Below are 26,040 nucleotides of genomic sequence, written 5' to 3'. Positions count from 1 at the left end.
TCCCGGCCGGCACACCGCACGCCAGACACCCCCGCCCGTACCGCCGCCGTCCGCCCCCACGGCGGGCGGCCCTCCTGTAAGGACGTACCTCCCGTGACGACGGACACCACCCTCACCGCCGAGCAGATCCTGACCGCTGCGGAGGACGTCCTGCGGCGGTTCGGCCCGGCCAAGGCCACCGTCGTGGACGTCGCCCGGATCCTCGGCGTCAGCCACAGCAGCGTCTACCGCCACTTCCCGAGCAAGGCCGCGCTGCGCGAGGCCGTCACCCAGCGCTGGCTCGACCAGGCGCACTTCGTGCTCGCGAACATCTCGATCGAGGGCGGCCCGGCCGAGGAGCGGCTGCACCGCTGGCTGGTGACGCTGTTCGCGGCCAAGCGGAAGAAGGCGCTCGACGACCCGCAGCTGTTCGCGACCTACATGGTGCTGGTCGAGGAGAACAGCGGCACGGTCGAGGCGCACATCGACACGATGGTCCGCCAGATCGCGCAGATCGTCCAGGACGGCATGGAGAAGAAGGACTTCAAGCTCGCCCACATCCTCACGACGGCGCGCGCCGTCTTCGAGGCCACGGCGCACTTCCACGACCCCGCGTACGCGGGCGAGTGGTCCGACTCGAAGGCGAACGAGCGCTTCGAGGCCCTCTGGACGCTCATCCTCAACGGCCTGCGCGCCAGGTGACGGCGCACGTCCGGGCCCGGGCGGGCCGGCGCCGGAGCGAAAACCGGTCGCCGGTCCGCCCGGTGTTCGTGCAGACTTCCGCGCACGGTTGATCTCACTCGGAGGATGACATGCGCGCGGGCACCACCGGTCCCGTTCTCGACAGCCTGCACGGACTCGCCCTCGGCGACGCCTTCGGCGACCGCTGGTTCTCGGTGCCGCTCGACGAGGCCCCGGACGCGCTCGCGGCGCGCCTCACCCGGCCCGCGCCGTGGCACTGGACGGACGACACCGCGATGGCACTCGTCCTCGTCCGCCACCTGGCGACCCACGGCGAGATCCAACAGGACTCGCTGGCCCGGGACTTCGCCGCGGAGTACGCCCGCGAGTACGGGCGCAAGTACGGCCCGTCGATGCACCGGGTGCTGCGCGCGATAGATCAGGGCGAGGACTGGCGGATCGTCACCGCCGCCCAGTTCGACGGGCAGGGTTCGCACGGGAACGGCACCGCCATGCGGGTCGCGCCGCTCGGCGCGTGGTTCGCGCACGACTTGGACGAGGTGGCCCGGCAGGCCGAACTCCAGGCGCTCACCACGCACTTCCACCCGGAGGCCGTCGCCGGCTCGGTCGCCGTCGCACTCGCCGCGGCGCTCGCTGTCCGCAGCCGGGGTCAGAACCCGCCCTCCCGCGCCGAGTTGCTGGCCGAGGTGGCCGGGCGGCTGCCGGACGGCGACGTGCGGTCCGGCCTGCGGATCGCCGCCCGACTGCCCGAGCACACCAGTGTCCGGCACGCCGCGAACGTGCTCGGCTCGGGCTTCCGGCTGTCCGCGCCGGACACCGTGCCGTTCGCGCTCTGGTCTGCCGCCGGGCACCTGGACTCGCTGCCCGACGCCATCTGGCACACCCTTGAAGGCTGGGGCGACAAGGACACCACCTGCGCCATCGCCGCCGGGGTGGTCGCCGCCCGGACCGGCCTCGCCGGCGTCCCCGCCGCCTGGCTGGCCGCCCGCGAGGACCTGCCGGACTGGGTCACCGAGCTGCCGGCGACCGTCTGACCGGCGGGGCGCCCGGCCGCCGTCCACCGGCCACCGTCCACCGGGCCTGGTCAGCGCCGGGAGTTGCCGAACAGCAGCCGGTAGATGATCAGCAGTACGAGCGCGCCGCCGATCGCCGACGCCCAGGTCGCCAGGTCGAAGAAGTGCGTCGCCACCGGCCGGTGCAGGAAGCGCGCGGAGATCCAGCCGCCGACGAAGGACCCGGCGATGCCGATCAGGGTCGTCACGATCAGGCCGCCCGGGTCCCTCCCCGGCAGCAGCAGCTTGGCGAGGCCTCCCGCGATCAGGCCCAGCACGATCCAGGCGACGATGCTCATGTGCCCTCCCGTTCTCCAGCGGACGGCCCCGTCCGACCGCTCTGCCGGTACGGACGCCCGAGGGCGGTCCGCCGGTTCCGGCACGCACTGGCGGACGGTCGCCGACCGGGCCCCGTACACGGGCGGCCGCAGGGTGGACGCACGGGCGTGGCACCCTCCCGGCACGGCGGCGGCGCCGGGATACTGCGGCCATGCGCATCCTGATCGCCACCGCCGGATCGCGGGGCGACGTCGCCCCCTTCACCGGGCTCGGCACCCGCCTGCGAGCGGCCGGGCACCAGGTCGCCGTCGCCACCCACACCACGTTCGCCGACCAGGTGCGCGCCGCCGGACTCGAATTCCGCCCGCTGCCCGTCGACCCGCGGGCCGCACTCGCCTCGGACGAAGGGCGGCGCCTGCTGAAAGCCGGTTCGGGACCGCTCGTGGTACTCCGACTTCTCCGCCTGGGCCGTCAGTTCATGCCGGCACTCGGGGACGGCATCGCCGACGCCACCGCACTCGGCACCGACCTCCTGCTCACCACCAGCACCACCAGCGCGCTCGGCCAGGCCGCCGCCGAGGCCGCCGGCATTCCCAGCATCGGGCTCTACCTCCAACCGATCGCTCCCACCCGGGAGTTCGCACCGGCCGTGACGGGAACCCGGTCGCTCGGCGGGCCCGGCAACCTGCTCGCCGGCCACGCCGTCCAGACCGCGACGGACCAGCTCTTCGCCCCCGCCGTCCGCGCGCTGCGCCGCCGCCTCGGCCTGCCGCGCCTCAGCATCGCCCGCGCGCGGCACAACCACGCGGCCCTGCACGGGTTTTCGCCCACTGTCATTCCTCGGCCGACCGACTGGCACCCGCGCTTGGACGTCGCCGGGTACTGGTGGCCGTGCCCGGACCGGCGATGGCAGCCGCCGGAGCGTCTGCTGGACTTCCTTGCGGCGGGCCCGCCTCCGGTGTTCGTCGGATTCGGCAGCCTGGTCGTCCCCGATCCGGAGCGGCTCACCGCCACCGTCCTCGCGGCGGTCCGTGCCGCCCGGGTGCGCGCCGTCCTGCAGTCGGGGTGGAGCGAGCTCACCGCGGCGGACACGGACGATGTGCTCACGATCGGCGACACCCCGCACGAGTGGCTGTTCCCGCGGGTGGCCGCGGTGATCCACCACGCGGGCGCCGGGACCACGGCCGCGGCCCTGCGCTGCGGCACACCGGCCATCCCGGTGCCGGCCCAGCTGGACGCACCGTTCTGGTCGGCGCGCCTGGCTCGGCTCGGGGTCTCCCCCGGCCCGGTCCCCCTCCGCGACCTCACCGCCGCCCGCCTCGCGACCGCCATCCGCCGGACCCTCGACGATCCCTGGTACCGCGACCGGGCCGCGGGGGTGGCCGCCACGCTCGCCGCCGAGGACGGCACGGCGAAGGTCCTCGCGGCGGTCGAGCGGGCTGCCGGCTGACGGGGAGCGGTGCGCGCGACCAGCGACGGACGACAAGCAACGGACGACAGGTGACAGGTGACAACAAACAGATGACAGATGACAGATAACAGAGTTTGAAATCTGTTATCTGTCATCTGTCAGTCGTCCGCCATCAGCCGCCCCCTCCCCCGCCACCCCAGCCCCGCGTACAGCACGAACGACGCCGCGAACCCGACCGCCCACCCGTAATCGGCGAGCGGCCTTAGCGCCGGCACCAGCCCGTCCGCCGGGAACGGCCCGCCGTGCGACCCGCCGACCGCCAGCACGCCGCCGACCACGAGCGCGGCCACGGCCCGCCAGTTCCACCCGCCCGCGTACCAGTACGCCCCGCCCGGCCGGTACAGCTCCGCGAGCCGGAGCCGGGTACGGCGCAGCACCCAGTAGTCGGCGATGAGCACCCCGGCGACCGTGCCGAGCAGGCCGCCGACCACTCCGAGCCAGGTGTAGATGTACACGTGCGGGTCGGAGATCAGCTTCCACGGGAAGATCGCGATCCCGACGACGCCCGTCACGAGCGCCCCGGTCCGGAAGCCGATGAACCTGGGCAGCAGGTTGGAGAGGTCGTAGGCGGGTGAGACAACGTTGGCGGCGATGTTCACCGACAGCGTCGCGACCAGGACGGTGAGCAGCGCGAAGAGGAGGCCGACCGGGCTCTCCATCTTCGCGGCGAGTTCGATCGGGTCCCACACCGGCTTGCCGTAGACGGCCTGCGAGCCCGAGGTGACGAGGACGGAGAGCAGCGCGAAGAGCGTCATCGTCGTGGGCAGGCCGAGGGCCTGGCCGCGGATCTGGGCGCGCTGGCTGCCGCCGAAGCGGGTGAAGTCGGGGATGTTGAGCGAGAGCGTCGACCAGAAGCCGATCATGCCCATCAGTGCCGGGAAGAAGACCTTCCAGAAGCCGCCGCCCCAGCCGAGTTGGGACGGCTGGTCGAGCAGTGGCCCGAGTCCGCCGGCCTTGAGGGCCATCCAGGCGAGGAGCGCGAGGGCGCCCACGATGACGAAGGGCGCGGCCCAGTTCTCGAAGCGCCGCAGCGTTTCCATGCCCCGGGCGATGATGGCCATCTCGATCAGCCAGAAGATCAGGAAGGAGAGCCACTGCGTCCACGGGTAGCCGCCGAACTCGCCCGCGGTGCGCCAGGATTCGCCGAGGAGTTTGCCCGCGAGCAGGAAGATGCCCTCGCCGCCGATCCAGGTCTGGATGCCGAACCAGGCGCACGCGACGGCGGCCCGGATGAGGGCGGGCAGGTTGGCGCCGCGCAGCCCGAAGGAGGCGCGGGCGAACACCGGGAACGGGATGCCGTACTTGGTGCCCGCGTGTCCTGTGAGCAGCATCGGCGCGAGCACGATGAGGTTGGCGAGGGCGATGGTGAGGACGGCCTGCTTCCAGTCCATGCCGAGTGCGACGAGGCCGGAGGCGAGCGTCCATGAGGGGATGTTGTGGGCCATGCCGACCCAGAGGGCGAGGAAGTTGTAGGTGGTCCAGGTCCGCCGCGCCACCGGGACGGGCCGCAGGTCGTCGTTGGTGAATCCGTTGGGCGGCAACTCCCCTCTGGACGGGTCGAGTTCGACCCGTCCGTCGGAGTGCTGCAGTTGTCCGCCGCCGGTGGTCGCGGTGTCGGCCATGGGTAACTCCCCTATCCGTTCCCGGGTGTGGTCCGTGCAGGGCGTGACCGCCTTTGCGCCACGGCGCGGTCGCGCGTCACAACTGCGGGATGACGTCCGTCCCGTAGGCGTCGATGGTGGCCTCGACGGCGTCGTGCATCGCGTAGACGGCGAACTGGTCGACGCCGAGCGAGCGGAGTTCCTCCAGCCGCGCGAGCTGCGCCGCGGGGGGCCCGATGAGGCAGAAACGGTCGACGATCCCGTCCGGGACGAAGGCGGTGTCGGGGTTCCCGGCGCGGCCGTGGTGGCTGTAGTCGTAGCCCTGGCGGTCCTTGATGTAGTCGGTGAGGGCGTCCGGGACGAAGTCGGAGTGCTCGCCGTAGTGGTTGACGAGGTCGGCGACGTGGTTGCCGACCATGCCGCCGAACCACCGGCACTGCTCACGGGCGTGGGCGAGTGCGGCGGGCGAGTCGTCGGCGGTGACGTAAGCGGGCGCGGCCACGCAGATGGTGACGCTGTCGGGGTCGCGGCCGGCCTCGACGGCGGCGGCCCGCACCGCCTTCACCATGTACTCGGTGAGGTAGGGGTCGGCCAACTGCAGGATGAATCCGTCCGCTTGGCGTCCGGTCAGCGCGAGCGCCTTCGGCCCGTACGCCCCCATCCAGATCGGCAGGGAGGCGCCGGGCCGCACCCACGGCAGGTGCATCTCGGTGCCGTCCACCTCGACGGTGCGTCCCTCGGCCAACTCCTTGATGGCGTGCATGGCGTGGGAGAGCCGGTCGAGGGTGGCGGGGCGGCGTCCGGCGACGCGCATGGCGGAGTCGCCGCGGCCGATGCCGCAGACGGTGCGGTTGCCGTACATGTCGTTGAGGGTCGCGAAGAGGGAGGCGGTGACCTCCCAGGTGCGGGTGGAGGGGTTGGTGACCATCGGGCCGACGGTGAGCCGTTCGGTCTCGGCGAGGATGCGACTGTAGATGACGAAGGGTTCCTGCCACAGGACGCAGGAGTCGAAGGTCCAGCCGTGGCTGAACCCGGCCCGTTCGGCGCGGATCATCCGGTCGACGAGCAGGCGGGCGGGCGGATCGGTCTGCAGGACGAGGCCGATGTCCATCGGTGGCTCCAGGAAGGGGACGGGGCCGCCGCCCGGGGCCGGAAGGAGCCCGGGCGGCGGACGGACCGGAGGAGGAGGGGAAGGGAAGGGCGGTGTCAGACCAGGTACTGGCAGGTGTCGCGGCGCAGGAAGGTGCCGTGTCCGGCGCGGCCGAGCCACCTGTCGCCGTCGAGGACGACGGTGCCGCGCGAGAGCACCGTCCGCGCCCGGCCGGTGAGTCGGCGTCCCTCGTAGGCGGAGTAGTCGACGTTCATGTGGTGGGTGGCGGCGGAGACGGTCTGCACCGCGGTGGGGTCGTAGACGACGATGTCGGCGTCGGCGCCGGGCGCGATGGTGCCCTTGCGCGGGTGCAGGCCGAACATGCGGGCCGGCGTGGTGCAGGCGATCTCGATCCAGCGGCGGCGGGTGAGGTGCCCGTCGACGACGGCCTGGTGAAGGAGGTCCATCCGGTTCTCCACGCCCGGAAGGCCGTTGGGGATCTTGGAGAAGTCGCCGCGCCCGAGTTCCTTCTGCCCGGCGAAGCAGAACGGGCAGTGGTCGGTGGAGACGACCTGGAGGTCGTTGGCGCGCAGCCCCCGCCACAGGGCCTCCTGGTGCTCGCGCGGCCGAAGGGGCGTGCTGCACACGTACTTGGCGCCCTCGAAGCCGTCCGCGCCCTCCTCGGCGAGGTTGTCGGTGGAGAGGAACAGGTACTGCGGACAGGTCTCGCCGAAGACGTTGAGCCCGGCGTCGCGGGCCTGGGCGATCTCGGCGAGGGCGGAGGCGGCGGAGACGTGGACGACGTAGAGCGGGCTGCCGGCCACCTGGGCGAGCTTGATGGCCCGGTGGGTGGCCTCGGCCTCCAGGAGTTCGCGGCGCACCTCCCCGTGGTAGCGGGGCGCGGTGCGCCCGGCGGCGAGCGCCTGTTCGACGAGGACGTCGATGGCGATGCCGTTCTCGGCGTGCATCATGACGAGCCCGCCGTTCGCGGCGCCGCGCTGCATGGCGCGCAGGATGCGGCCGTCGTCGCTGTAGAACACGCCGGGGTAGGCCATGAAGAGCTTGAAGGAGGTGGACTCTCCGGAGTCGACGAGCGCGTCCATCTCCTTGAGGACGCCGTCGGTGACGTCGGAGACGATGGTGTGGAAGGCGTAGTCGACGGCGCAGTTTCCGTCGGCCTTGGCGTGCCAGGCGTCCAGGCCCTCGCGCAGGGAGCCGCCGACGGGCTGGACGGCGAAGTCGACGATGGTGGTGGTGCCGCCCCAGGCGGCGGCGCGGGTGCCGGTCTCGAAGGTGTCGGAGGCCGCGGTGCCCCCGAAGGGCAGTTCCATGTGGGTGTGGGCGTCGACGCCGCCCGGGATGACGTAGTGGCCGGCGGCGTCGATGACGGTGTCGGCGGTCCAGGCCCCGGCGGCGGAGCTGCCGGTGGTGGCGAGGGCGGCGACGCGTTCGCCCTCGATGAGGACGTCGGCGTGGAGTTCGTCGGCGGCGGTGATGACGAGGCCGCCGCGGATGACGGTGCGGTGGCGGGGGTCGGGAGTGGTCATCGGGGTGCTCCTCAGGCCTCGGCGAGCGGTCCGTAGGCGTCGGGGCGGCGGTCGCGGTAGAAGGCCCACTGCCGGCGGACCTCCTCGATCAGGCCGAGGTCGAGGTCGCGGACGACGAGTTCCTCCTCCTTGTCGGAGGCGACCTCGCCGACGAACTGGCCGCGCGGGTCGACGAAGTAGGAGGTGCCGTAGAAGTCGTTGTCGCCGTACTCCTCGGTGCCGACCCGGTTGATGGCGGCGACGAAGTACTCGTTGGCGACGGCGGCGGCGGGCTGTTCGAGCTGCCAGAGGTAGGCGGACAGGCCGCGGCTGGTGGCGGAGGGGTTGTAGACGATCTGCGCGCCGGCGAGGCCGAGGGCGCGCCAGCCCTCGGGGAAGTGCCGGTCGTAGCAGATGTAGACGCCGACCTTGCCGACGGCGGTGTCGAAGACGGGCCAGCCGAGGTTGCCGGGCTTGAAGTAGTACTTCTCCCAGAAGCCCTTGACCTGCGGGATGTGGTGCTTGCGGTACTTGCCGAGGTAGCGGCCGTCGGCGTCGATCACGGCGGCGGTGTTGTAGTACACCCCGGCCTGCTCCTCCTCGTACACCGGGACGACGATGACGAGACCGAGCTCGCGGGCCAGGTCCTGCATGCGGCGGACGGTGGGGCCGTCGGGCACGGCCTCCGCCCAACGGTAGTGCTCGGGCTCCTGGACCTGGCAGAAGTAGGGGGCGTTGAAGACCTCCTGGAAACCGATGATCTTCGCGCCCCGGGCGGCTGCCTCGCGGGCGTACCGCTCGTGGAGGGCGATCATGCTCTCCTGGTCGCCGGTCCAGCGGGTCTGGACGAGCGCGGCACGGACGATCTGCGACATGGGTACCTCCGCAACTCCGGGGCCCGGCCGGGGAGCCGGGCCTGCGGTGTGAGGGTTGACGGGGTGGCTCTGGCCTGCGGCGCGCAGGCCGGTGTGCGGGGTCGCGGCACGGTCTCCGCGCGCCTTTCCGCGCACGCTCGGCAGGCGTGGCAGGGGCTCCGCGTGCGTCCACGCGGAGCCGCGTGCGGCGGCGTGCGTCTACGTGCGTAGAAATTGCGATCTGTCGACCGTAGGCCGGGTTCGGTGGCCTGACAATACGTTGGGGGTAACGCGTCCGGGGCGATCTTGTTACACGGACACGCGGGTCCGCCTGGACGGGATGAATCGGTCATCTACCCCGGGAGTGCGCTCCTTACTCATTCGAGTGAATCCGGGCGTTCCGGGTGCCGGTTCCGGCCAAGGTGGGTAAAACGCGCGTGGACGCCGCTTCGGACCGTTACCGTACGGCGGCGCAGCGCGACTTCGCCCGCCGGCGCGGGCCCGGGGATCAGGGGGTGGCAGGCATGACGACGGCTCTCGGGAGGGCGGTGCGCAAGGCGCCGCCCGGGCTCGGTCCCGGCCGCCTGCTCGCGTGGGCGCAGCGGGCGGATCCGCCGGCCGGCCCGCCCGCCGTGCCGGCGTGGGCGGGTCTGCTGCTGGCGCTCGGCGCGCTGCTGCCCGTCGCCCTCGGCGGTCTGCTGTTCCGCCGGATGGCGCCGCCCGGCGGGGTGGTGGCGCTGCGGCTGGCCGGTTCGCGGACGGCCGCGCTGGCGGCGCTCGGCGGCCGCGCCGGGGACGGGCCGGCCGCCCTCCGGGCCGACGCCTGGCTCACCGGCGGCGCCGGTCTGACGCTGGCCGCCGCCGCGCTGCTCGGCCTGTACGTGTTCGGGCGGGCGCGCTGGCGGCTGACCGCGCTCGCCACCGGGGGTGCCGGGCTGCTCGCGGCGTGCTGCGCCTTCGCGGCGGACGTGCTGCTCGCCCGCGCCCTGGACCGCCCGGACGGTTCGGACGCGCCGTTCGCCGTCGCCTCGGGGCTGGCCACCACGGCGTGGCTGCTGCTCCTGCCCGCCGGGGCCGCGGCCGCGGGGGCGCTCGCCGTCACCGCCGTCCGAGCGGTGCGGGGGCTGCGGTCCCGTCCACCCGTCACGGCCCCGGGCCCGGACGGGGACGCGACGCCCGGCGGCTCCCCCGACCGTCCCGCGCTGATCCCGCCCTGGCCGGTCGTCACCACGCACGGGGCGCTGTGGCCACCGCACAACGGCGCACCGGGCTCCCCTCCCGGGGCGGCCGCGGACGCCACCGCCCAGGCGGGCCAGGCCCGTTGGCGTGACGGCTCCCGGGTGCCGCCGGGGCGCGAACCCGCCGAGCTGGGCTTCTGCGCCTCGGGCGGCGGCATCCGCTCGGCCTGCGTCACGCTCGGCGCGCTCCAGTCGCTGCGGCCGTGGCTGAGACGGGCGCGGTACCTGGTCTCCGTCTCGGGCGGCGGCTACGCGGTCGGCGCGATGCAGCTCGCGCTCAGCGACTCCGCGCCCGGCGCCTCCGTGCACGCCGTCTCGGGCCTGACGGCCGACACCGTGCTGGAGCCCGGCTCCCCCGAGGAGGACCACCTCCGCCGCCACGGCAAGTACATCGCCGACGGCTCGGGCGAGTGGCTGGTCGCCCTCGGCACGCTGCTGCGCGGCGTGATCTCGGCGTTCACGCTGCTGCTCACCGCCGTCCTGGTGGTCGGCCTCGGGCTCAGCCGGTTCTACCGGCTCGTGCCGGTCACCCCGCTGGACGGCCTGGCGGCGGCCGGGCTGCGCACCGGCGGGGCGGGGTCGCCGGGGGCGCTGGTCCTCCGCACGCCTGCTGTCACCGTCCTGACCGTCCTGCTCGTCACCGCCGCCGCGTGCTGGCTGCTCTCGGTGCTCGTGTTCCCCCCGCTCGGGTGGGACGCCATGCTGCCGCGCGTGCTCCGCCGGCTCTTCCAGGGCAGCCTCGCACTGGCCGCGCTGGTGGCCACCGGCGTCCTCGCGGTGCCCGCGCTGGCGTGGAGCGCGGTGCGGCTCCAGGCCGCGCTGGCCGCGGGCCCGCGGCTCACCGGTGCCGGGCTCAGCCTCACCGTCGTGCTCAGCTACCTCGCACTGCTGCTCGGCATACTCTGGCGCGACCGCCGGACGATCCGCCGGGGCGCGGCGGCGGTCGCCGGGGCGCTGCGCGGGGCGGGCCGGTTCGGCGGCGGCCTCACCGCCAACCTCCCCCAGTACGTGGTGGTGTGGGCGGCGCTGGCGGCCCTGTCGGCCGGATCGCTGCTCGCGCTCGGTTGGGCGGTCGCCACCGGGTACGCGTGGCCGACGCCCGTGCAGGTGGCGCTGCCGCTGGTGCTCGGCGCGGTCGGGCTCAACCTGGACCAGACGTGGATGAGCCTGCACCCGTTCTACCGGCTGCGGCTGGCAAGGGCGTTCGCGGTCCGCCGGGTCACCGAGGGCGGCGCGGTGGTGGCCCGGCCGTACGACTTCTTCCGCGAGGAGACGTGGCTCAGCCACTACGGCGCCCGGCACCCGGACTTCCCCCAGGTGATCTTCTCGACGGCGGCCAACCTCTCCGGGGACACCCGCACCCCGCCGGGCCGCCGGGCGGTGTCCTTCACGCTGTCGCACGACTACGTGGGCGGTCCGGACGTCGGCTACGCCCGCACCGACCTGCTGGAGCGGCGGACCCGGCGGCACATCGCCCGGGACCTCACCGTGCAGTCGGCGATGGCCGTCTCGGGGGCGGCGTTCTCCTCGGCGATGGGCCGTCAGTCCAGGGCGTACCAGGGGCTGTTCGCGGTCACCAACGCACGGCTCGGCACCTGGCTGCCCAACCCGGCCGTGCTGGGCCCGGACTGGTCCGGCGTGCCGGACTGGCGGCGCCCCGCGCAGCCGGCCGTACGGCGGCTGCAGTACCAACTGCGGGAGCTGACGGGGCGGTTCCCGATGGACGACCGGTTCCTGCTGACCACCGACGGCGGGCACTACGAGAACCTGGGCCTGGTCGAGCTGCTGCGCCACGGCGTCCGGACGGCGGTCTGCATCGACGCCAGCGGCGACTCCGGGTACGCGGCCAACCTCGCCGCCGCGATCACGCTGGCGCGCGAGGAGCTGGGCGTCGTCATCACGCTGCACGATCCGGAGGTGCTGATTCCGGGGAGCGCCGCGGAGCAGGTGGCACAGGCCACCCAGGCAGCGCAGGCCGCGGCCGCTGACGGCAGGGCGTCGTCGGACGGGCCGCAGCGGTTGCGGGGGCTCGCGGCGCAGCTGTCCGCGCGGCTGTCGGAGCGGGCGGTGGTCACGGGGGACATCCACTATCCGGTGCCGCTCGCGGGTCTCGCCGGCGCGGGCGAATCCGGCGCGGACGGATCCGGCGGGAGCGGATCCGGTGGGAGCGATGACGCCCGGCACGGCACGCTGATCGTCGTCCAGGCCGCCCTGACCGCCGACATGCCGTACGAGCTGCTGTCCTACGCGGTGGGCAACGCGGCGTTCCCGAACGACCTGACCAGCGACCAGTGGTTCGACCACCGGCAGTTCGACGCGTACCAGACGCTGGGCCGCTATCTGGGCGACCAAGCGGCTCCGCTGGTCGAGGCCGCGCTGGCGGCGCAGCGGGTGGCGGGTGGCGGGGCGGGGCCCGTACCGGCGCAGTCGCCGGGCAGCGCCGGTACGGCCCGATCGGCCGTCACTCCCCCGGCGCCGCGGCGCTCTGCCGAGGGGTGACGCGGGCCTGGAGACGAGGGTGGAAGGAGCGTGGTGTCCGAGGTGTGAGCAGCCTTGGTCCGAGGTATGGACGCACTGCGGGTCCCGCTTGACTCCCGCCGCGCGGGTCGGGAAGGATCCGGACCATGGATTCCGGCACCACCCTGGTCTGCCGCCTGCACGTCGATCTGCGACGCCAGGCGAGCTCCATGTGTGCCTGTTGACCTTGCCCCTCCGCGCCGGTTCCGCCCTGTGACGTCTGCCAGGGCCCGCGCCGCGCACCCGCATCCGCAGTTCTGAACCCGCCCCCCGCCCGGTGCACCCCTCGCGCTGCCGTGCCGCTCCTTCGGCACCGCTCCGCCGCGGCTCCCGGACGGCGGGCGCACCCTCCCGACGTTCCCGCCGCACCCGAGGACGCCCCATGAGCCTGGACCTCGCCCCCGACCGTCCACCCACCGCCGCCACGCACGCCGCCGCCACGAACACCGACGCCACGTACGCCGCCGACACCCACGCCGCCGCCGACACAGCCGTCGAGGAAGCCCGCGCGCCGCTCACCCCGAACGCCCTGCGCGCGATCGTCCGCGAGCTCGCCGAGCGGCCCGACCAGTGGATCCACCACGTCCGCCTGTCGACGGACGAGCGCTGGTACCGGCGCCTGGTGGCCGACGACGACCACGAGGTGTGGCTGATCAGCTGGCTGCCCGGCCAGTCCACCGGCTTCCACGACCACGGCGGCTCGCGCGGCGCCTTCACCGTCGCCCTCGGCGAACTGGAGGAGCTCTCGCTCCGCGGCCCGGACCAGGGCCTGCTGATCCGCCGCGTCCCGGCGGGGACGGCCCGCGCCTTCGGCCCCGAGTACGTGCACGACGTGCGCAACACGGCGTCGGGCCCGGCCGTCACCCTGCACGCCTACTCGCCCCCGCTGAGCTCGATGGCGCACTACGACCTGCGGGCCGGCGGGCTCGTCCGCACCTCCGAGGAAGGACCGGAACAGTGGTGACCACGATCGACGACCTGGTGGAGCGGGCCCGCGAGGGCGTGTACCGCCCGCGCGCCCGGGAGGCGTACCAGGCGCAGCTGGACGGCGCGTTGCTGGTGGACATCCGTCCGGCGGCGCAGCGGGCGGCGGAGGGGGAGATCCCCGGGGCGCTGATCATCGAGCGCAACGTGCTGGAGTGGCGGCTGGACCCGACGGGCGGCCACCGGATCCCGCAGGCGTCGGGGTACGACGTCGAGTGGATCGTGGTGTGCTCGGAGGGGTACGCGTCGAGCCTGGCCGCGGCGTCGCTGCGCGAACTGGGGCTGCACCGGGCGACCGACCTGGACGGCGGTTTCGTCGGCTGGGCGGCGGCCGGACTGCCGACCCGTCAGGGCGGCTGAACGGCGGCTCGACGACGACTGAACAGCGGCACGACCGACCGGCTTGACTCCCCGACGGAGCCCTGCCGCAGCGGCTCCGCTCCTCGTGACAGGCGGTGAACAAGGGACAGGAGATGATGTAAGTCATAGTCTGATCAGAGTTTCCGCCGGTCCGAAGCCGGGCAGCCACGCGGGCGGAAGAACGCCCGGGCAGGAGATCCGACAGACACCACCGCGGTCCGCACCGCCACCGTTTGTCGACAAAACCGCCATCAACCGAGAGACCGACGACAGACCGACCAACGGCGCCGCCACCGCGGGGCGCCCGGACGAGGAAACTCCCCGTGATCAGATTCGACGGCGCCGGCAAGCGCCACCCCGACGGCACCATCGCCGTCGAGGGCCTCGACCTGGACGTGCCGACCGGACGGATAACCGTCCTGGTCGGACCGTCCGGGTGCGGCAAGACCACCCTCCTGCGCATGGTCAACCGGATGGTCGAGCCCACCTCGGGCCGGGTGCTGCTGGACGGCGCGGACGTCGCCGGGCTGGAACCCGCCAAGCTGCGCCGCGGCATCGGCTACGTGATCCAGCAGGCCGGGCTCTTCCCGCACCGCAAGGTGATCGACAACGTCGCCACCGTGCCCTACCTCCTCGGCTGGGACCGCAAGAGGGCCCGCGCCCGGGCCGCCGAACTGCTCGACCTCGTCGGGCTCGCGCCCGAGACCGCCAAGCGCTACCCGTTCCAGCTCTCCGGCGGCCAGCAGCAGCGCGTCGGCGTGGCCCGCGCCCTGGCCGCCGACCCGCCCGTGCTGCTGATGGACGAGCCGTTCAGCGCCGTCGACCCGGTGGTGCGCGCCGGGCTCCAGGAGGAGCTGCTGCGCCTCCAGTCCGAACTGCACAAGACGGTGCTGTTCGTCACCCACGACATCGAGGAGGCCGTCCGGCTCGGCGACCAGGTCGTCGTGCTGCGCGGCCAGGGCCGGATCGCCCAGCTGGCCGACCCGCACACCCTGCTCACCGCGCCCGCCGACGACGACGTCGCCGCCTTCCTGGGCCGGGATCGTGGCCTGCGCGGCCTCGGCCTGCGCCCGGCGAGCACCGTCGCCACCCGCCCACTGGCCGGCGGACTGCGCTTCGGCGGCTGGGAGCTGACACTGGACGACGAGCGCCGCCCGATCGGCTGGATCGACCGCGACGCCCCCACCGCCGAACTGCGCCCGGCCCCCGGCTACCGGCCGGACAGCGACACGCTGCGCACCGCGCTCGACGCCGCCGTCCTCTCCCCCGCCGGGGCCGCCGTGGCCCTCGACTCCGACGGCCGGGCCACCGGCACGGCGGACCGCGAGGCCGTCCTCCGCGCCCTGACGGCGCCGGGCGGCACGGCCGCCGCCGCCCCGAGCGACACCGGGACACTCGTGAAGGGCGAGGCGAAGGGTGAGGCGAAGGGCGAGGAGAGGGACGGGGAGAGGGACGGGGAGAAGGCCGAGGCGAAGAGCGCGGCGGACGGCAAGGGCGGGGCCACCGGTGGACGATGAACCGATCGTCCGCTGGTACTGGATCGGCGACCACCTCGGCTACCTCGGCAACCTGCTCGCCGACCACGCCGTGATCGCCCTGGTCCCGGTGCTCATCGGCCTGCTGGTCGCCGTCCCGCTGGGCCTGGCCTGCGCCCGCTTCCCCCGCGCCTACCAGCCGCTCGCCGCCGTCTTCAACATCGTCTACGCACTGCCCGCCGTGGCCGTCTTCATGCTGCTCATCCCGTACACCGGCCTCGCCACGCAGGCCACCGTCATGATCCCGCTCACCTTCTACGCGCTCGCCGTGCTCCTGCCCACCACCGTCGACGGGCTGCGCGCCGTGCCGGACGCCGTCCGGCAGGCCGCCACCGCCATGGGCTACGGGCCGTGGCACCGGCTGACCGCCGTCGAACTGCCCGCCGCCGTGCCGTACCTGATCGCCGGACTGCGGGTCGCCGCGGTGTCCAGCATCTCGCTGGCGAGCGTCGGCGCGCTGGTCGGGCGCGGCGGGCTCGGCTACCTGTTCATGGACGGGTTCCAGCGCACCTTCCCGACCCCGATCGTGGCCGGCATCGCGCTGATCGCGGCACTCGCGTTGACCGTCGACCTGGTGCTGGTGGGGGTGCGGCGGCTGCTCGCGCCCTGGGCCGTCCGCGAGAAGGGAGCGGGCCGGTGAACTGGCTCTCGTGGCTGAGCGACTTCTTCTCCGACCCGGATCACCGCAGCGGTCCGGACTCGATCGCGCACCGGATCGCCGAGCACCTGGCGTTCTCCGGTGAGGCGCTGCTGTTCGCCGCGCTCGTCGCCGTCCCGCTCGGGCTGCTGATCGGCTACACCGGACGCGGCGTCACCGCCGTCACGGCGCTGGCCGGGTTCGCCCGCGCGCTGCCCACCCTGGGGCTGGTCACGCTCGCGGTGCTGCTCGCCGGGGTCGGCGACACGGCGGTGCTCGTCCCGCTGGTCGCGCTCGCGGCCCCGCCGCTGCTGGTCGCGGCCGTCGAGGGAGTGCGCGGCACCGACCCGGACGTGCGCGACGCGGCGCGCGGCATCGGGCTGACCCACCCGCAGGTGCTGTGGCAGGTGTGCCTGCCGTCCGCGGCGCCGACGCTGCTGGCGGGCTTCCGCACGGCGGCCGTCCAGGTCATCGCGACCGCGACGGTGGCCGCGTACGTCGGGCTCGGCGGCCTCGGCCGGTACGTGTTCGACGGGCTGGCCACCCGCAAGTACGCGGTGACGGCGGGCGGCGCGGTGCTCGTGGTGCTGCTCGCGGTCGCCGCCCAGCTGCTCTTCGTCCTGCTCGCCCGGTACGCGCTGCCGCGCGGGGTGCGCGCCCAGCGCCGGGCCGCCGACCGGACCCGCTGACTTCGGCCAGCCGGCATTGACCTGCCGACTCGCGCCCGTTGGCTTCGGCCCGTCGGCTTTGCCCCGTCGCCTTGAGCCCATTGCCTTGGGCCCGTTGATGCGGGTCCGCGGCCGGATCCCCTGAACCTCTGTCTCCATCGTCTCGGAAGGACACCTGTCACCATGTCGACAATTCGCAGAACCAGGCGCGCCGCCGTCCTCGGCACTCTCGCTGCCCTCGCCCTCGGCGCCACCGCCTGCGGCTCCTCCGGCGGGAACCCGCTCGACAGCGGCTCGTCCTCGGCGGCAGCCGGCGGCGGCGCGAGCACGGCCGCCGGGAGCGGGGGTGCGAGCGGCGGCGCCGGCGACGGCGGGACCGTCGTGGTCGGCTCCGCGAACTTCCCCGAGAACGTGCTGCTCGGCTCGATCTACTCGCAGGCGCTCAAGGCCAAGGGCGTCAAGGTCGAGGAGAAGTTCAACATCGGCAGCCGGGAGGTGCTCTACGGGCAGCTGCAGAGCGGCAACCTCACCGTCCTGCCCGAGTACAACGGCGCCCTGCTCGCCTACCTGGACGCCAAGTCCACCGCCACCGCCAAGGACGACGTCAACGCGGCGCTGACCAAGACCCTGCCGGCCTCGCTCGGGATCCTGGACTCCTCCCCCGCCGAGGACAAGGACTCCCTCAGCGTCACTCAGGAGACCGCCGACAAGTACGGGCTCAAGACCGTCGCCGACCTGGCCGCCAAGGCGGGCGAGTTCACGATCGGCGGGCCGCCGGAATTCAAGTCCCGCCGCGAGCAGCAGTTCAAGGACGTCTACGGACTGACCTTCAAGGAGTGGAAGCCCACCGGCGACACGACGGCCAACGCGCTCAAGGACGGCGCCATCCAGGTCGGCAACGTGTTCACCACCGACCCGAAGATCGTCCAGTTCAAGCTCGTCCCGCTGGCCGACCCGAAGGGCGTCTTCGGCGCGCAGAACGTCACCCCGCTGGTCAACAAGGCCGGGGTGGGGCCGACGGCGACGGCCGCGCTCAACGCGGTGTCGGCCAAGCTCGACACGACCGGGCTGACGGCGCTGACGAAGCGCGTGTCGGTCGACAAGGAGGACCCGTCCGCGGTGGCCAAGGACTGGCTGAAGGCCAACGGGCTGGGCTGACGGATTGCGGGCGACCGCCGACAGATGACGGGTAACAGGTAACAGCTGACAGATAACAGATTTCAACATCTGTTATCTGTCAGCTGTTCGCCGCCCACCGTTACCCCAGCCTGAGGGCCTTCCCTCCCGCGCCGCGAACATGACAGTGTGACGCCATGCGCACTCGTCTCCTCGCCGCCACCCTCACGGCTTTCGCCGCGGTGAGCCTCGCCGCGTGTTCCAGCTCCGGCTCGACTTCCGCCTCGGGCTCCGGAGCGGGCACCGGCACCTCAACGTCCGCGGCTGCCTCCCCCACTTCGGCCGCCGCCTCCGCCACCGCGACCCCCGCCCCCGGAGCCACCCCGCCCGCGGACGCCTCGACGGGCTCCGCCGCCGGGGACGCGTCCGGAGGTTCGGGCGCGACCGGCGGTTCGGGTACCGCGGGCGGGTCGGCGCCGGCCAAGCCCGCGCCGCCCACCGACGCCGGAATGCCCGCCAAACCGGGCACCGACGTCACCGCCAAGCTGGTCGCCGCGCTGGACGCGATCGACCCGGCGATCGTCGGCGGCAAGCCCGACCAGGCCATCGACCGGGCCCGCAGCCAGTGCCAGTCGATGTACCAGTTCCCCAAGGACAAGGCGAAGCTGGTCGAACTGGCCGACCAGCGCTTCACCACCCCCGACCACCCGCAGGGCTTCGGGCCGGACAAGGCCGCGAAGATCAACGAGGCGCTGCGCACGACCCTCTGCCCGCCGCCGGCCTGACCCGGCGCGGCGCCCCCGCGCGCCCGGTGTCCTGAGCGCCGGGCCGCCGCGGCCGCGCGTCGTCAGCAGACGCGCGGCCGTGGCACCTCGGACACCCACACCCAAGTGCCCTACCGGAAGCGGGAGCTGGACACCGGACCACTCGTGCGGCAGCGGTCGCGCGGGCCGTCCAGCCAGCGTTCGCGCACGGCGCGGGCGAAGGCCGCCAGCGCCTCGTCCGGGTCGGACGGGGTCTCGCCGTCGCCGCCGTCCGGGGCCGGGTCGGCGGCCAGGATCTCGGCCGTCAGCTCCTCGGCCGGGCGCTCGTCCGGCTCGTTGCCGAGCATCCGCCACGGCGGGGCGACGGTCTGGCCGAGCAGGCCACTCACGTCCGCGGTGACCGGCGGCGTGTCGGTCCAGCAGGTCGCGTGCTCGTACAGCACCTCGCCCGCGGAGCGCGTGCGCAGCGCCGTCAGCGTTTCCGGGCCGATGCCCTCGACGTCGCTCAGGTCGTAGGCCACGACCACGGTGTCCCCGGTGCCCGGCTGGTACGGCCGGGCGGGCAGGCCGAGCAGCTCGGCGGCGGCGAGGCCGAGGGCCCGGTCGGCCCGGCCCGGCAGCAGCGAGACCGACTGCGGGCGCACACCGGCGGCGTCCAGGAGCAGGCGAAGCCGCTCCAGCCCGTGCCGGCACAGGCCGTAGGAGTCCTGGAGGAAGGCGTAGCGGCCGGTCATTCCCGCCGTGAACCCGTACGGGGAGAGGGTGGCGAGCAGGCCGCCGGTGAGGGCGAAGTGCCAGCCGCGCAGGTCCTGACGGTTCAACAGGTCCGTGGTGGACGCGGCGGCCTCGACGGTGTCGGCCCGGCCGAGGGCGCGGCGCACGCGGTCGGCGGCGGGGCGCCACTGGTCGTCGGGGGCGGAGAGCCGGTCGAGGGTGGTGCGGGCGGTGGTCCGGTCTCCGGCCATCAGGGCGTTGTAGGCGAGGAGGTAGCGCTCGGGCCAGTCCCGGAGGACGGACTCGTGGGCTTGCAGGGCGGTGACGGCCTCGGCGTGCCGTTCCTCGTCCTCCAGGGCGGAGACGAGTTCGGCGAGGATCGGCAGGCGGTTGTCGGGGCCGGGCTTGCTGCGGCCGAAGAGGCCGCGCTTGGTCTTCTCGCCCTCGCGGACCTCGGCGGTGGCGATGCGCAGGGCCTCGGCGAGCGCGGGTGCGGCGAGGAAGGCGGCGCCGCGTTCGACGCAGGCGTAGCCGTACTTGTAGAGGGCGACGGCGTCGGGGGTGCCGGCCCCGGTGGCGCTCCCGGCGGTTTCCCCGCTCGCGGTGGCGAGGCGGGCGGCGGCCTCGGCCAGGTCGTCGAAGCCGCTGCCGGCGGCCAGCCGCTGGACCAGCGGGGCTACCTGGGCGGCGGGCACGTCCTCGGCGAGGGCGCGCAGTTCGCGCAGGACGGCCTGCGGGTCGCCGGCTTCCAGGTGGCGCCAGGCTTCGTCCAGCGAGGGGGTCGTCACAGGGCTGTTCCTCCGGGGTGGGTGTGGTGCCGTGTCGGGCGTCCTGTCGGACAAGGGTCCGATCCTCCCGGACGGGGTTCGGTGTCCACAATCCAATAACCGGCCCTGGGTCCGGCCGCCCGCCTTCGGCGGCTCCCGACGGCGGCCGGGGCCGTGCGGTGACGAACCGCAAGGCACCTTGACAGAGAAGTGGTCTAGTCCAACCATAAGCATGTCGATCCGAGCGGGATGCACTGTGGGGGTGTGACCACCGGCGGCCGAGGCACCGCCCTGCCCTGTTCCGCTCCCCCCCCGAACCCGCCCGGCGCGCGCGTCCGCACCACCCGCACCGCCGTTCGCCGCCGCGCGAGTCCGCGGACACCGCCTGCCCCGAGCACGCCGCCCCGCTCCCCGCCGCGCTACCCGTACGTCCCTGCGCCGCCCCAACGTCCTGCCCCACCATGTCTGTTGGAGAATCGATGCGTCTACGCAGAACCATCCAGGCGGCCCTGACGGCCTGTGCCACGCTGGCCGCCTCGGCCGGCCTCGTCGCCGCCGGGACGGGCTCCGCCCAGGCCGCGACCCCGCTCCCCAGCCGGGTCTTCGCCCCCTACTTCGAGTCCTGGACCGGCCAGAGCCCCGCCACGCTGGCCGCGCAGTCCGGCGCCAAGTACCTGACGATGGCCTTCCTCCAGGCCTCCGCGAAGGGCTCGTGCACCCCGTACTGGAACGGCGACACCTCGAAGCCCGTCTCCTCCTCGACCTTCGGCGCCGACATCGCCACCATCCGTGCCAACGGCGGGGACGTGATCCCGTCCTTCGGCGGCTACACGGCCGACCACAACGGCACCGAGATCGCGGACAGTTGTACCGACGTCAACCAGATCGCGGCCGCCTACGAGAGCCTCGTCACGACGTACGACATCAGCCGGATCGACCTCGACATCGAGGACAACTCGCTCACCGACTCGGCGGGCATCGACCGCCGCAACAAGGCGATCAAGCTGGTGCAGGACTGGGCCGCGGCCAACGGCCGTTCCGTCCAGTTCTCGTACACGCTGCCGACCACCACGAGCGGACTGGCCGACAACGGACTCTCCGTGCTGCGGAACGCGATCGGCAACAACGCGCGGATCGACGTCGTCAACATGATGACCTTCGACTACTACGACGGCGCCACCCACGACATGGCCGCCGACACCCAGACCTCCGCGCAGGGCCTGTACAACCAGCTGGCCACGCTCTACCCCGGCAAGTCCCCGGCGCAGCTGTGGGGTTCGATCGGGATCACCGAGATGGTCGGCATCGACGACTACGGCGCGGCCGAGACGTTCACCGTGGCCAACGCGACGACCGTGTACAACTGGGCGGTGTCGAAGGGCCTCAACACGCTGTCCTTCTGGGCGCTCCAGCGCGACAACGGGGGCTGCCCGGGCACGGCCGGGAACGACTCGTGCTCCGGGATCGCCCAGAACGCCTGGGACTTCACGCACATCTTCGCGCCGTTCACGAGCGGCACGCCGACGACGAACGACTTCTCGGTGGCCGTCAACCCGAACTCCGGTACGGTGGCCGCCGGTTCTTCCACGTCGGCCTCGATCGCGACGGCCGTGACGTCGGGCTCGGCGCAGAGCGTCAGCCTCTCGGTGAGCGGCGCCCCGGCGGGCGTCACCGCCACCGTCACCCCCGGCAGCGTCACCGCCGGCACCGGCGCCACGCTCAGCGTCACGACGACGACGGCGGCCGCGGCCGGCACGTACCCGCTGACGGTGAAGGCGAGCGCTCCGTCCGGTACGCACACCGCCACCTACACGCTGACCGTCACCGGCAGCACTCCGCCTCCCGGCGGTCTGGCCAACGGCGGCCTGGAGAGCGGCAGCCTCGCCCCGTGGACCTGCCAGGGCGGGGGTGCCGTGGTGAGCACGCCGGTCCACTCCGGCTCGTACGCGCTGCAGGCCGCGCCGACCGAGAGCCAGACCGGCGAGTGCACCCAGACCGTCACCCTGAAGCCCAACACCAGCTACACGCTGAGCGGCTGGGTGCAGGGCAACTACGCCTACCTCGGCGTCAGCGGCGGGGCGAACGCCAGCACCTGGACCAACTCCGCCGGCTGGACGAAGCTGAGCATCCCGTTCACCACCGGCGCCACCGGCACCGTGACGGTCTACCTGCACGGGTGGTACGGGCAGGGGAACGTGTACGGCGACGACTTCGCGATCGGCTGACAGGGCCGACTGACGGATAGCGGGAAACGGATCACCGGTAACGGATAACAGCTGACAGATAACAGATGACAGATTTCAACATCTGTTATCTGTCAGCTGTTCGTCGTCCCCCGTCGGCCGCCGGCCGCCCCTCAGCCCGCCTGGCTCCCCGTACGCCCCGGGACCTCGGCCCGCGCCTGCCACGGCCGGCACAGCGCCACGTACGCCGCGCTCGCCAGCACCGCGCTCGACAGCACGACCACCGCCAGCAGCACCGCCGACGGCCGCCCGCCCAGGCTGCTCAGCGGTGCGACCAACGCCCCGCATAGGAAGTTGCCGGTCCCCAGCAGCGCCGAAGCCGTCCCCGCCGCCTGCGGCTCGACCAGACCGAGCGCCTGCGCCGCCGAGTTCGGCAGGATCATCCCCATGCTGCCCATCATCACGAACAGCGCCGGGCAGACCCCGATCAGCCCGAAGTCCCACACGGTCGTCACCAGCACCAGCGCCACGCCCGCGACCACCGCCAGGCCCAGCCCGGCCAGCATCAGCGCGCCCGCTGTGAAGCGCCGCGCCAGCACCCGCCCGTTGATCTGCGTCATCCCGACGATGGCCACCGAGTTCAGCCCGAACAGCAGGCTGTAGGTCTGCGGCGACACGTGGTAGACGTGCTGCAGCACCGTCGACGACCCGCTGATGTACCCGAACAGCGCCCCGAACCCGAACGTGCCCGTGAGCATCAGCCCGAGGAACGGCAGGTCGCGCAGCAGCCCGCCCATCGTCCGCAGGGTGGACCCGAACCCTCCGCCGTGCCGCGCCTGGGCGGGCAGCGTCTCGCGCAGCGCGCCGAACGCCACCAGCGCGAGCAGCAGCCCGAGCGCCGTCAGCGCCCCGAAGGTGCCGCGCCACGACGTCACCCGGAGCAGCTGCGCGCCGACGATCGGCGCGAGGATCGGCGCCAGCCCCGATATCAGGGTGATCGAGGCGAGGAACCGGAGCATCGCCACACCCTGGAAGCGGTCACGGGCGACGGCCCGTCCGATGACCAGTCCGGCGGCCCCGGCCGCGCCCTGGACGAACCGGGCGGCGATCAGCAGCGGCAGGTTGGGCGCGATCACGCACACCGTGCTGGCCAGGGTGTAGAGGACGAGCCCGGCGAGCAGTGGCGGGCGGCGTCCGAAGCGGTCGCTGAGCGGCCCGAACAGCAGCTGTCCGGCCGCCACCCCGAACATCGAGAACGTGAGGGTGAGCTGCACCGCGGCCGGATCGGCGGCGAGGTCGTCGGCGATCGCGGGCAGGCCCGGCAGGTAGAGGTCGGTGGTCAGCGGGCCGAGCGCGACCAGGCCCCCGAGCACGGCGACGGTGCCCCGGCCGGGACCCGCCGGGGCCGCCGAAGCGGCCGCAGTGGCCGCAGTGGCCGCAGCGGCTGGAGTGGCCGAATCGGCTGGAGCCCCGGCTGGGGCCGACGACAGGTCGGTGGTGGGGCCGGCGGCAGGGCCGGGCGTCTCGTCGGACGGGCCGGCGCTAGGGCCGGGGCCGGGGCCAGGCATGGGGCTCCCTTGCTGGACGGGCGGGACGGGGCGGGACGGGTTTGTCCACGCTCCGTCCTATCGCAGCCCGGCCCCGCTCCGACAGCGGGGGCACCGAACCGTTCACCCGTCCGCCCGGGGGCCCGTGCCTCAGCGCTTCTCGGGACGCTCCGCCCGCATGGCCGCCTGGACGGCGGCGCCGTCCTGCCAGGCGTAGAGCTGGTTGCCGGAGAGCATCACGTTGTAGTGCCCGCAGGTGCCGGTGGCCTTGCCCGCGACGCCGTCGGGGAACCAGCCCGCCTTGAGCGACACCGGCACCGGGTGCACCCCCTTGCCGGTCAGCCCGGTGGTGCAGCCGACGGGCAGCCGCCCCTCGGGGAGGGTGGCGCGCAGCAGGCGGTCGTCGCCGGTGGTCGACATCAGGTAGCGGACGGCGGAGGCGTTGTCGGGCAGCCAGCCGGGCATCGAGTGGCGGTCGGCCTTGGCCTCGCTGCCGGTGGCGTACGAGACCTGCTCCTGGTGGCGGCCGTCGTACCACTCGGACACGCGTGGGCCGATGACGACGGCGGCCACGGCGACGGCCATGCCCGTCCCGGCGACTCCGAGCGCGACCTTGCTCACGATGCCCTTCATGTCCGCCTGCCCTCTCCCTGTCCGGTTTCCGTGTCCGCTGTCGGTGCGGGTGTCGAGTGTTCCGTTCGGCCCGCGGTGTTCCCCCGGCCGGTGTAACCATCCTGGCCCGCGCCGGACGGCCGGGGCGTCACCACGAGGTCGCGATCACGCCTCCATCCCACGGGGTAGCCTCTCCACCTTCAGACGTACGTGCCGCCACCCGCGGTTTCGGGTGACGGGCGCCGCGCCGGCGGTGTGCGCCGGAGCGGTGCCGGGGTCCCGATAGAGCGTCACTCAAGTCCGGCCCGTGCGCAGCCCGGTGTGCTGCACCCGGGGCACCGGCCCCGTACCGTACACCCGTCAGACGGCGGCGGGCACCGGCCGGGAGACGGGGAACGGGCGGCCGTCGAGGGTCCAGTGCGAGTCGATCGGGCGCAGCAGGGAGGCGTACACCTGGGCGGCGACGTCGGGGTGGCGGATCTCCCCGGTGGGCGGGCCGGCGGGGATGCCGTGGCCGGCGCAGGCGACCCAGGCGGTGCGCTCCTCGGTGGTGCGGCCGCCGTGGCCGCCGGCGTCGACGTGGCCGTGGTCGGTGACGACGATGACGGTCCACTGTTCGTCGGCGTGGGTGGCGCGGCCGCGGACGGCGTCGAGGAGGCGGCCGAGGCGTTCGTCGGCGTTGCGCATGGCGGCGCGGTACTCGTCGCCGCAGCCGAGGAAGTGGGCGGTCTCGTCGACGGCGCCGAGGTAGACGAAGGAGGCTTCGGGGTCGGCGGTGGCGAGGACGTGGACGGCCTCGCGGGTGACCTCCTCGTCGACGGTCTCCCAGGCTTCGGGGGTGTCCTCGGCGGGGGCGATGTAGGAGAGGCGGCCGGGGGCGCGGAAGAGGGGGCCGCCGGACTCGTTGATCATCAGCGGGTCCCAGCCGGCGGCGACGAAGGTGCGTCGGCGGTCGCCGCGGTTGAGGCGGGTGGCGAAGTCGGGGAAGACGTCGAGGCGGTTGCCGGCGAGGTGGTTGCCCCAGACGCCGTGCTTGGCGGGCTCGACGCCGGTGACGATGGTGGCCCAGCAGGGCCCGGACATGGTGGGGGTGGTGTCCGCGACGGTCACGGGCACGAGGAACCCGGCGTCGGCGACCTCCGTGAGCCGCGGCATCGGCACGTGCTCCAGGTAGTCGTACCGGACGCCGTCGATGCCGACGACGAGCACGCGGGGGCGGGGCCACGGGGCAGCGGTCATGAGGGTTCCTTTCGGTCGTGCGCATCCGGCGCGCGCCCGCCGAGGGCGCTGCCGACCGCGCCATGGTTCACCGCTCGCCGTACCGGTTGGTGTCCGGTCACCGAACGGGCGGTGTCCGTGGGGTGTCGGGCGATTGTCCTTGCACCCCGCCGGTCGGCGGGGGTCGGAGGTCGGGGGCGGTCGACGGCGGTCGGCGGCGGGCGACGGCGGGCGGCGGGCGTCAGGCCTGCGGCCGGAACTCGTGGACGACCTCGATCCGGCCGACGATGTGCCGGTTGAACTCGGCCAACTCCTCTTCCGGCACCCAGAGTTCGAGGATGGTCCGGCCACCCGCCCGCTGGACGGGGTAGCGGGCGAGGAACTCCGTCTCGACCTCGAAGCGGGTGACGTAGCCGACGCCGGAGGCCGGGACGTTCCAGTCGCGGGCGATCCGGACCGCGTAGTCCTCGTTCAGGACGGGGTAGAAGATCGGCTGCTCGGGCAGGCGGGGCGGCCAGGCGCGCCAGTCGGCGGCCTCGACCAGGGCCAGTTCCTCGGGGCCGGTCGGGCGCCAGAGGGTCGTGGTGGCGGTCAGGGCGCTCGGTGTGGTCGAGGCGCTCGCCGTG

General features: G+C 73.6%; 23 protein-coding genes. 13 read left to right on the top strand and 10 right to left on the bottom strand.

What is annotated here, in order from left to right:
- The first annotated feature begins 93 nt into the window (after positions 1–93).
- Complete coding sequence (locus ACFVSN_RS10175; protein ID WP_387954440.1) at positions 94–681, top strand: TetR family transcriptional regulator; 588 nt, start codon at positions 94–96, stop codon at positions 679–681.
- Positions 682–791: 110 nt separating this feature from the next.
- The gene (locus ACFVSN_RS10170; RefSeq protein WP_387954438.1) at positions 792–1,715 is read left to right on the top strand and encodes an ADP-ribosylglycohydrolase family protein; all 924 of its coding nucleotides are present in this window, start codon (positions 792–794) and stop codon (positions 1,713–1,715) included.
- A gap of 50 nt (positions 1,716–1,765) precedes the next feature.
- Here ACFVSN_RS10170 and ACFVSN_RS10165 read toward each other — a convergent pair whose 3' ends face one another.
- On the bottom strand, positions 1,766–2,032 hold the full coding sequence (locus ACFVSN_RS10165; protein ID WP_380437327.1) for a GlsB/YeaQ/YmgE family stress response membrane protein: 267 nt from the start codon (positions 2,030–2,032) through the stop codon (positions 1,766–1,768).
- Between the two features lie 191 nt (positions 2,033–2,223).
- Here ACFVSN_RS10165 and ACFVSN_RS10160 point away from each other — a divergent pair, with 191 nt between their 5' ends.
- Positions 2,224–3,462, top strand: coding sequence for a glycosyltransferase (locus ACFVSN_RS10160; RefSeq protein WP_387954436.1), 1,239 nt, complete (start codon positions 2,224–2,226; stop codon positions 3,460–3,462).
- 119 nt (positions 3,463–3,581) lie between these two features.
- Here ACFVSN_RS10160 and ACFVSN_RS10155 read toward each other — a convergent pair whose 3' ends face one another.
- The 4 genes from ACFVSN_RS10155 to ACFVSN_RS10140 all read right to left on the bottom strand — a co-directional run bounded on the left by ACFVSN_RS10155 (position 3,582) and on the right by ACFVSN_RS10140 (position 8,575).
- On the bottom strand, positions 3,582–5,105 hold the full coding sequence (locus ACFVSN_RS10155; protein WP_387954434.1) for an NCS1 family nucleobase:cation symporter-1: 1,524 nt from the start codon (positions 5,103–5,105) through the stop codon (positions 3,582–3,584).
- A 76-nt stretch (positions 5,106–5,181) separates the two neighbouring features.
- Positions 5,182–6,195, bottom strand: coding sequence for a TIGR03842 family LLM class F420-dependent oxidoreductase (locus ACFVSN_RS10150; protein ID WP_380499950.1), 1,014 nt, complete (start codon positions 6,193–6,195; stop codon positions 5,182–5,184).
- Between the two features lie 95 nt (positions 6,196–6,290).
- On the bottom strand, positions 6,291–7,721 hold the full coding sequence (hydA, locus tag ACFVSN_RS10145; RefSeq protein ID WP_387954432.1) for a dihydropyrimidinase: 1,431 nt from the start codon (positions 7,719–7,721) through the stop codon (positions 6,291–6,293).
- A gap of 11 nt (positions 7,722–7,732) precedes the next feature.
- A complete protein-coding gene (locus tag ACFVSN_RS10140; protein WP_387954430.1) occupies positions 7,733–8,575 on the bottom strand; it encodes a nitrilase-related carbon-nitrogen hydrolase in 843 nt (280 codons plus the stop codon).
- 503 nt (positions 8,576–9,078) lie between these two features.
- Here ACFVSN_RS10140 and ACFVSN_RS10135 point away from each other — a divergent pair.
- From ACFVSN_RS10135 to ACFVSN_RS10095, 9 genes are all read left to right on the top strand, one after another.
- Positions 9,079–12,291, top strand: a complete 3,213-nt coding sequence (locus ACFVSN_RS10135; RefSeq protein WP_387954428.1) for a hypothetical protein — start codon at positions 9,079–9,081, stop codon at positions 12,289–12,291.
- A gap of 125 nt (positions 12,292–12,416) precedes the next feature.
- Positions 12,417–12,494 (top strand): putative leader peptide, encoded by a 78-nt coding sequence (locus ACFVSN_RS10130; RefSeq protein ID WP_380386513.1) that lies wholly within the window; start codon positions 12,417–12,419, stop codon positions 12,492–12,494.
- 197 nt (positions 12,495–12,691) lie between these two features.
- Positions 12,692–13,273: a cysteine dioxygenase gene (locus ACFVSN_RS10125; RefSeq protein WP_387954426.1), complete on the top strand. Its 582-nt coding sequence runs from the start codon at positions 12,692–12,694 to the stop codon at positions 13,271–13,273.
- The gene (locus ACFVSN_RS10120; protein ID WP_380437341.1) at positions 13,267–13,653 is read left to right on the top strand and encodes a rhodanese-like domain-containing protein; all 387 of its coding nucleotides are present in this window, start codon (positions 13,267–13,269) and stop codon (positions 13,651–13,653) included. The genes ACFVSN_RS10125 and ACFVSN_RS10120 overlap by 7 nt, the downstream gene beginning before the upstream one ends.
- Positions 13,654–13,976: 323 nt before the next feature.
- Positions 13,977–15,170, top strand: coding sequence for an ABC transporter ATP-binding protein (locus ACFVSN_RS10115; RefSeq protein ID WP_387954424.1), 1,194 nt, complete (start codon positions 13,977–13,979; stop codon positions 15,168–15,170).
- Positions 15,160–15,828, top strand: coding sequence for an ABC transporter permease (locus tag ACFVSN_RS10110; protein WP_387954422.1), 669 nt, complete (start codon positions 15,160–15,162; stop codon positions 15,826–15,828). The genes ACFVSN_RS10115 and ACFVSN_RS10110 overlap by 11 nt, the downstream gene beginning before the upstream one ends.
- A complete protein-coding gene (locus ACFVSN_RS10105; RefSeq protein ID WP_380445600.1) occupies positions 15,825–16,514 on the top strand; it encodes an ABC transporter permease in 690 nt (229 codons plus the stop codon). The genes ACFVSN_RS10110 and ACFVSN_RS10105 overlap by 4 nt, the downstream gene beginning before the upstream one ends.
- A gap of 162 nt (positions 16,515–16,676) precedes the next feature.
- A complete protein-coding gene (locus ACFVSN_RS10100) occupies positions 16,677–17,651 on the top strand; it encodes an ABC transporter substrate-binding protein (protein ID WP_387954420.1) in 975 nt (324 codons plus the stop codon).
- 155 nt (positions 17,652–17,806) lie between these two features.
- Complete coding sequence (locus ACFVSN_RS10095; RefSeq protein ID WP_387589609.1) at positions 17,807–18,394, top strand: hypothetical protein; 588 nt, start codon at positions 17,807–17,809, stop codon at positions 18,392–18,394.
- A 110-nt stretch (positions 18,395–18,504) separates the two neighbouring features.
- Here the strand turns inward: ACFVSN_RS10095 and ACFVSN_RS10090 are convergent, their stop codons facing one another.
- Positions 18,505–19,875 carry a hypothetical protein gene (locus ACFVSN_RS10090; protein ID WP_387954418.1) on the bottom strand — a complete coding sequence of 457 codons (1,371 nt, stop codon included), beginning with the start codon at positions 19,873–19,875 and terminating at the stop codon, positions 18,505–18,507.
- Between the two features lie 458 nt (positions 19,876–20,333).
- Here ACFVSN_RS10090 and ACFVSN_RS10085 point away from each other — a divergent pair, with 458 nt between their 5' ends.
- Positions 20,334–22,079, top strand: a complete 1,746-nt coding sequence (locus tag ACFVSN_RS10085; RefSeq protein ID WP_387954416.1) for a glycosyl hydrolase family 18 protein — start codon at positions 20,334–20,336, stop codon at positions 22,077–22,079.
- Between the two features lie 131 nt (positions 22,080–22,210).
- On the opposite strand, the gene ACFVSN_RS10080 is transcribed toward ACFVSN_RS10085, so the two are convergent.
- The 4 genes from ACFVSN_RS10080 to ACFVSN_RS10065 all read right to left on the bottom strand — a co-directional run bounded on the left by ACFVSN_RS10080 (position 22,211) and on the right by ACFVSN_RS10065 (position 26,009).
- Entirely contained in the window at positions 22,211–23,410 is a 1,200-nt protein-coding gene (locus tag ACFVSN_RS10080; RefSeq protein ID WP_387954414.1) for a multidrug effflux MFS transporter, read from the bottom strand.
- A gap of 324 nt (positions 23,411–23,734) precedes the next feature.
- On the bottom strand, positions 23,735–24,217 hold the full coding sequence (locus ACFVSN_RS10075) for a hypothetical protein (RefSeq protein ID WP_380445589.1): 483 nt from the start codon (positions 24,215–24,217) through the stop codon (positions 23,735–23,737).
- Positions 24,218–24,556: 339 nt separating this feature from the next.
- On the bottom strand, positions 24,557–25,435 hold the full coding sequence (locus ACFVSN_RS10070) for an alkaline phosphatase family protein (RefSeq protein ID WP_387954413.1): 879 nt from the start codon (positions 25,433–25,435) through the stop codon (positions 24,557–24,559).
- A 220-nt stretch (positions 25,436–25,655) separates the two neighbouring features.
- Complete coding sequence (locus ACFVSN_RS10065) at positions 25,656–26,009, bottom strand: hypothetical protein (RefSeq protein WP_387954693.1); 354 nt, start codon at positions 26,007–26,009, stop codon at positions 25,656–25,658.
- Between the last annotated feature and the right edge of the window lie 31 nt (positions 26,010–26,040).

Origin of the sequence: Kitasatospora sp. NPDC057904, from assembly GCF_042887925.1 — a bacterium.
GTDB lineage: Bacteria > Actinomycetota > Actinomycetes > Streptomycetales > Streptomycetaceae > Kitasatospora.
The sequence above is the reverse complement of the archived record's forward strand: the minus strand, read 5'-3'. Positions and strand labels throughout refer to the sequence as shown.

Excerpts from the sequence above, each read along its gene's own strand:
- ACFVSN_RS10170 (WP_387954438.1), top strand. The coding sequence starts at position 792 with ATGCGCGCGGGCACCACCGGTCCCGTTCTCGACAGCCTGCACGGACTC.
- ACFVSN_RS10125 (WP_387954426.1), top strand. The coding sequence starts at position 12,692 with ATGAGCCTGGACCTCGCCCCCGACCGTCCACCCACCGCCGCCACGCAC.
- ACFVSN_RS10160 (WP_387954436.1), top strand. The coding sequence starts at position 2,224 with ATGCGCATCCTGATCGCCACCGCCGGATCGCGGGGCGACGTCGCCCCC.
- ACFVSN_RS10130 (WP_380386513.1), top strand. The coding sequence starts at position 12,417 with ATGGATTCCGGCACCACCCTGGTCTGCCGCCTGCACGTCGATCTGCGA.
- ACFVSN_RS10140 (WP_387954430.1), bottom strand. The coding sequence starts at position 8,575 with ATGTCGCAGATCGTCCGTGCCGCGCTCGTCCAGACCCGCTGGACCGGC.
- ACFVSN_RS10070 (WP_387954413.1), bottom strand. The coding sequence starts at position 25,435 with ATGACCGCTGCCCCGTGGCCCCGCCCCCGCGTGCTCGTCGTCGGCATC.
- ACFVSN_RS10095 (WP_387589609.1), top strand. The coding sequence starts at position 17,807 with ATGCGCACTCGTCTCCTCGCCGCCACCCTCACGGCTTTCGCCGCGGTG.
- ACFVSN_RS10085 (WP_387954416.1), top strand. The coding sequence starts at position 20,334 with ATGCGTCTACGCAGAACCATCCAGGCGGCCCTGACGGCCTGTGCCACG.
- ACFVSN_RS10155 (WP_387954434.1), bottom strand. The coding sequence starts at position 5,105 with ATGGCCGACACCGCGACCACCGGCGGCGGACAACTGCAGCACTCCGAC.
- ACFVSN_RS10135 (WP_387954428.1), top strand. The coding sequence starts at position 9,079 with ATGACGACGGCTCTCGGGAGGGCGGTGCGCAAGGCGCCGCCCGGGCTC.
- hydA (WP_387954432.1), bottom strand. The coding sequence starts at position 7,721 with ATGACCACTCCCGACCCCCGCCACCGCACCGTCATCCGCGGCGGCCTC.
- ACFVSN_RS10075 (WP_380445589.1), bottom strand. The coding sequence starts at position 24,217 with ATGAAGGGCATCGTGAGCAAGGTCGCGCTCGGAGTCGCCGGGACGGGC.
- ACFVSN_RS10165 (WP_380437327.1), bottom strand. The coding sequence starts at position 2,032 with ATGAGCATCGTCGCCTGGATCGTGCTGGGCCTGATCGCGGGAGGCCTC.
- ACFVSN_RS10150 (WP_380499950.1), bottom strand. The coding sequence starts at position 6,195 with ATGGACATCGGCCTCGTCCTGCAGACCGATCCGCCCGCCCGCCTGCTC.
- ACFVSN_RS10100 (WP_387954420.1), top strand. The coding sequence starts at position 16,677 with ATGTCGACAATTCGCAGAACCAGGCGCGCCGCCGTCCTCGGCACTCTC.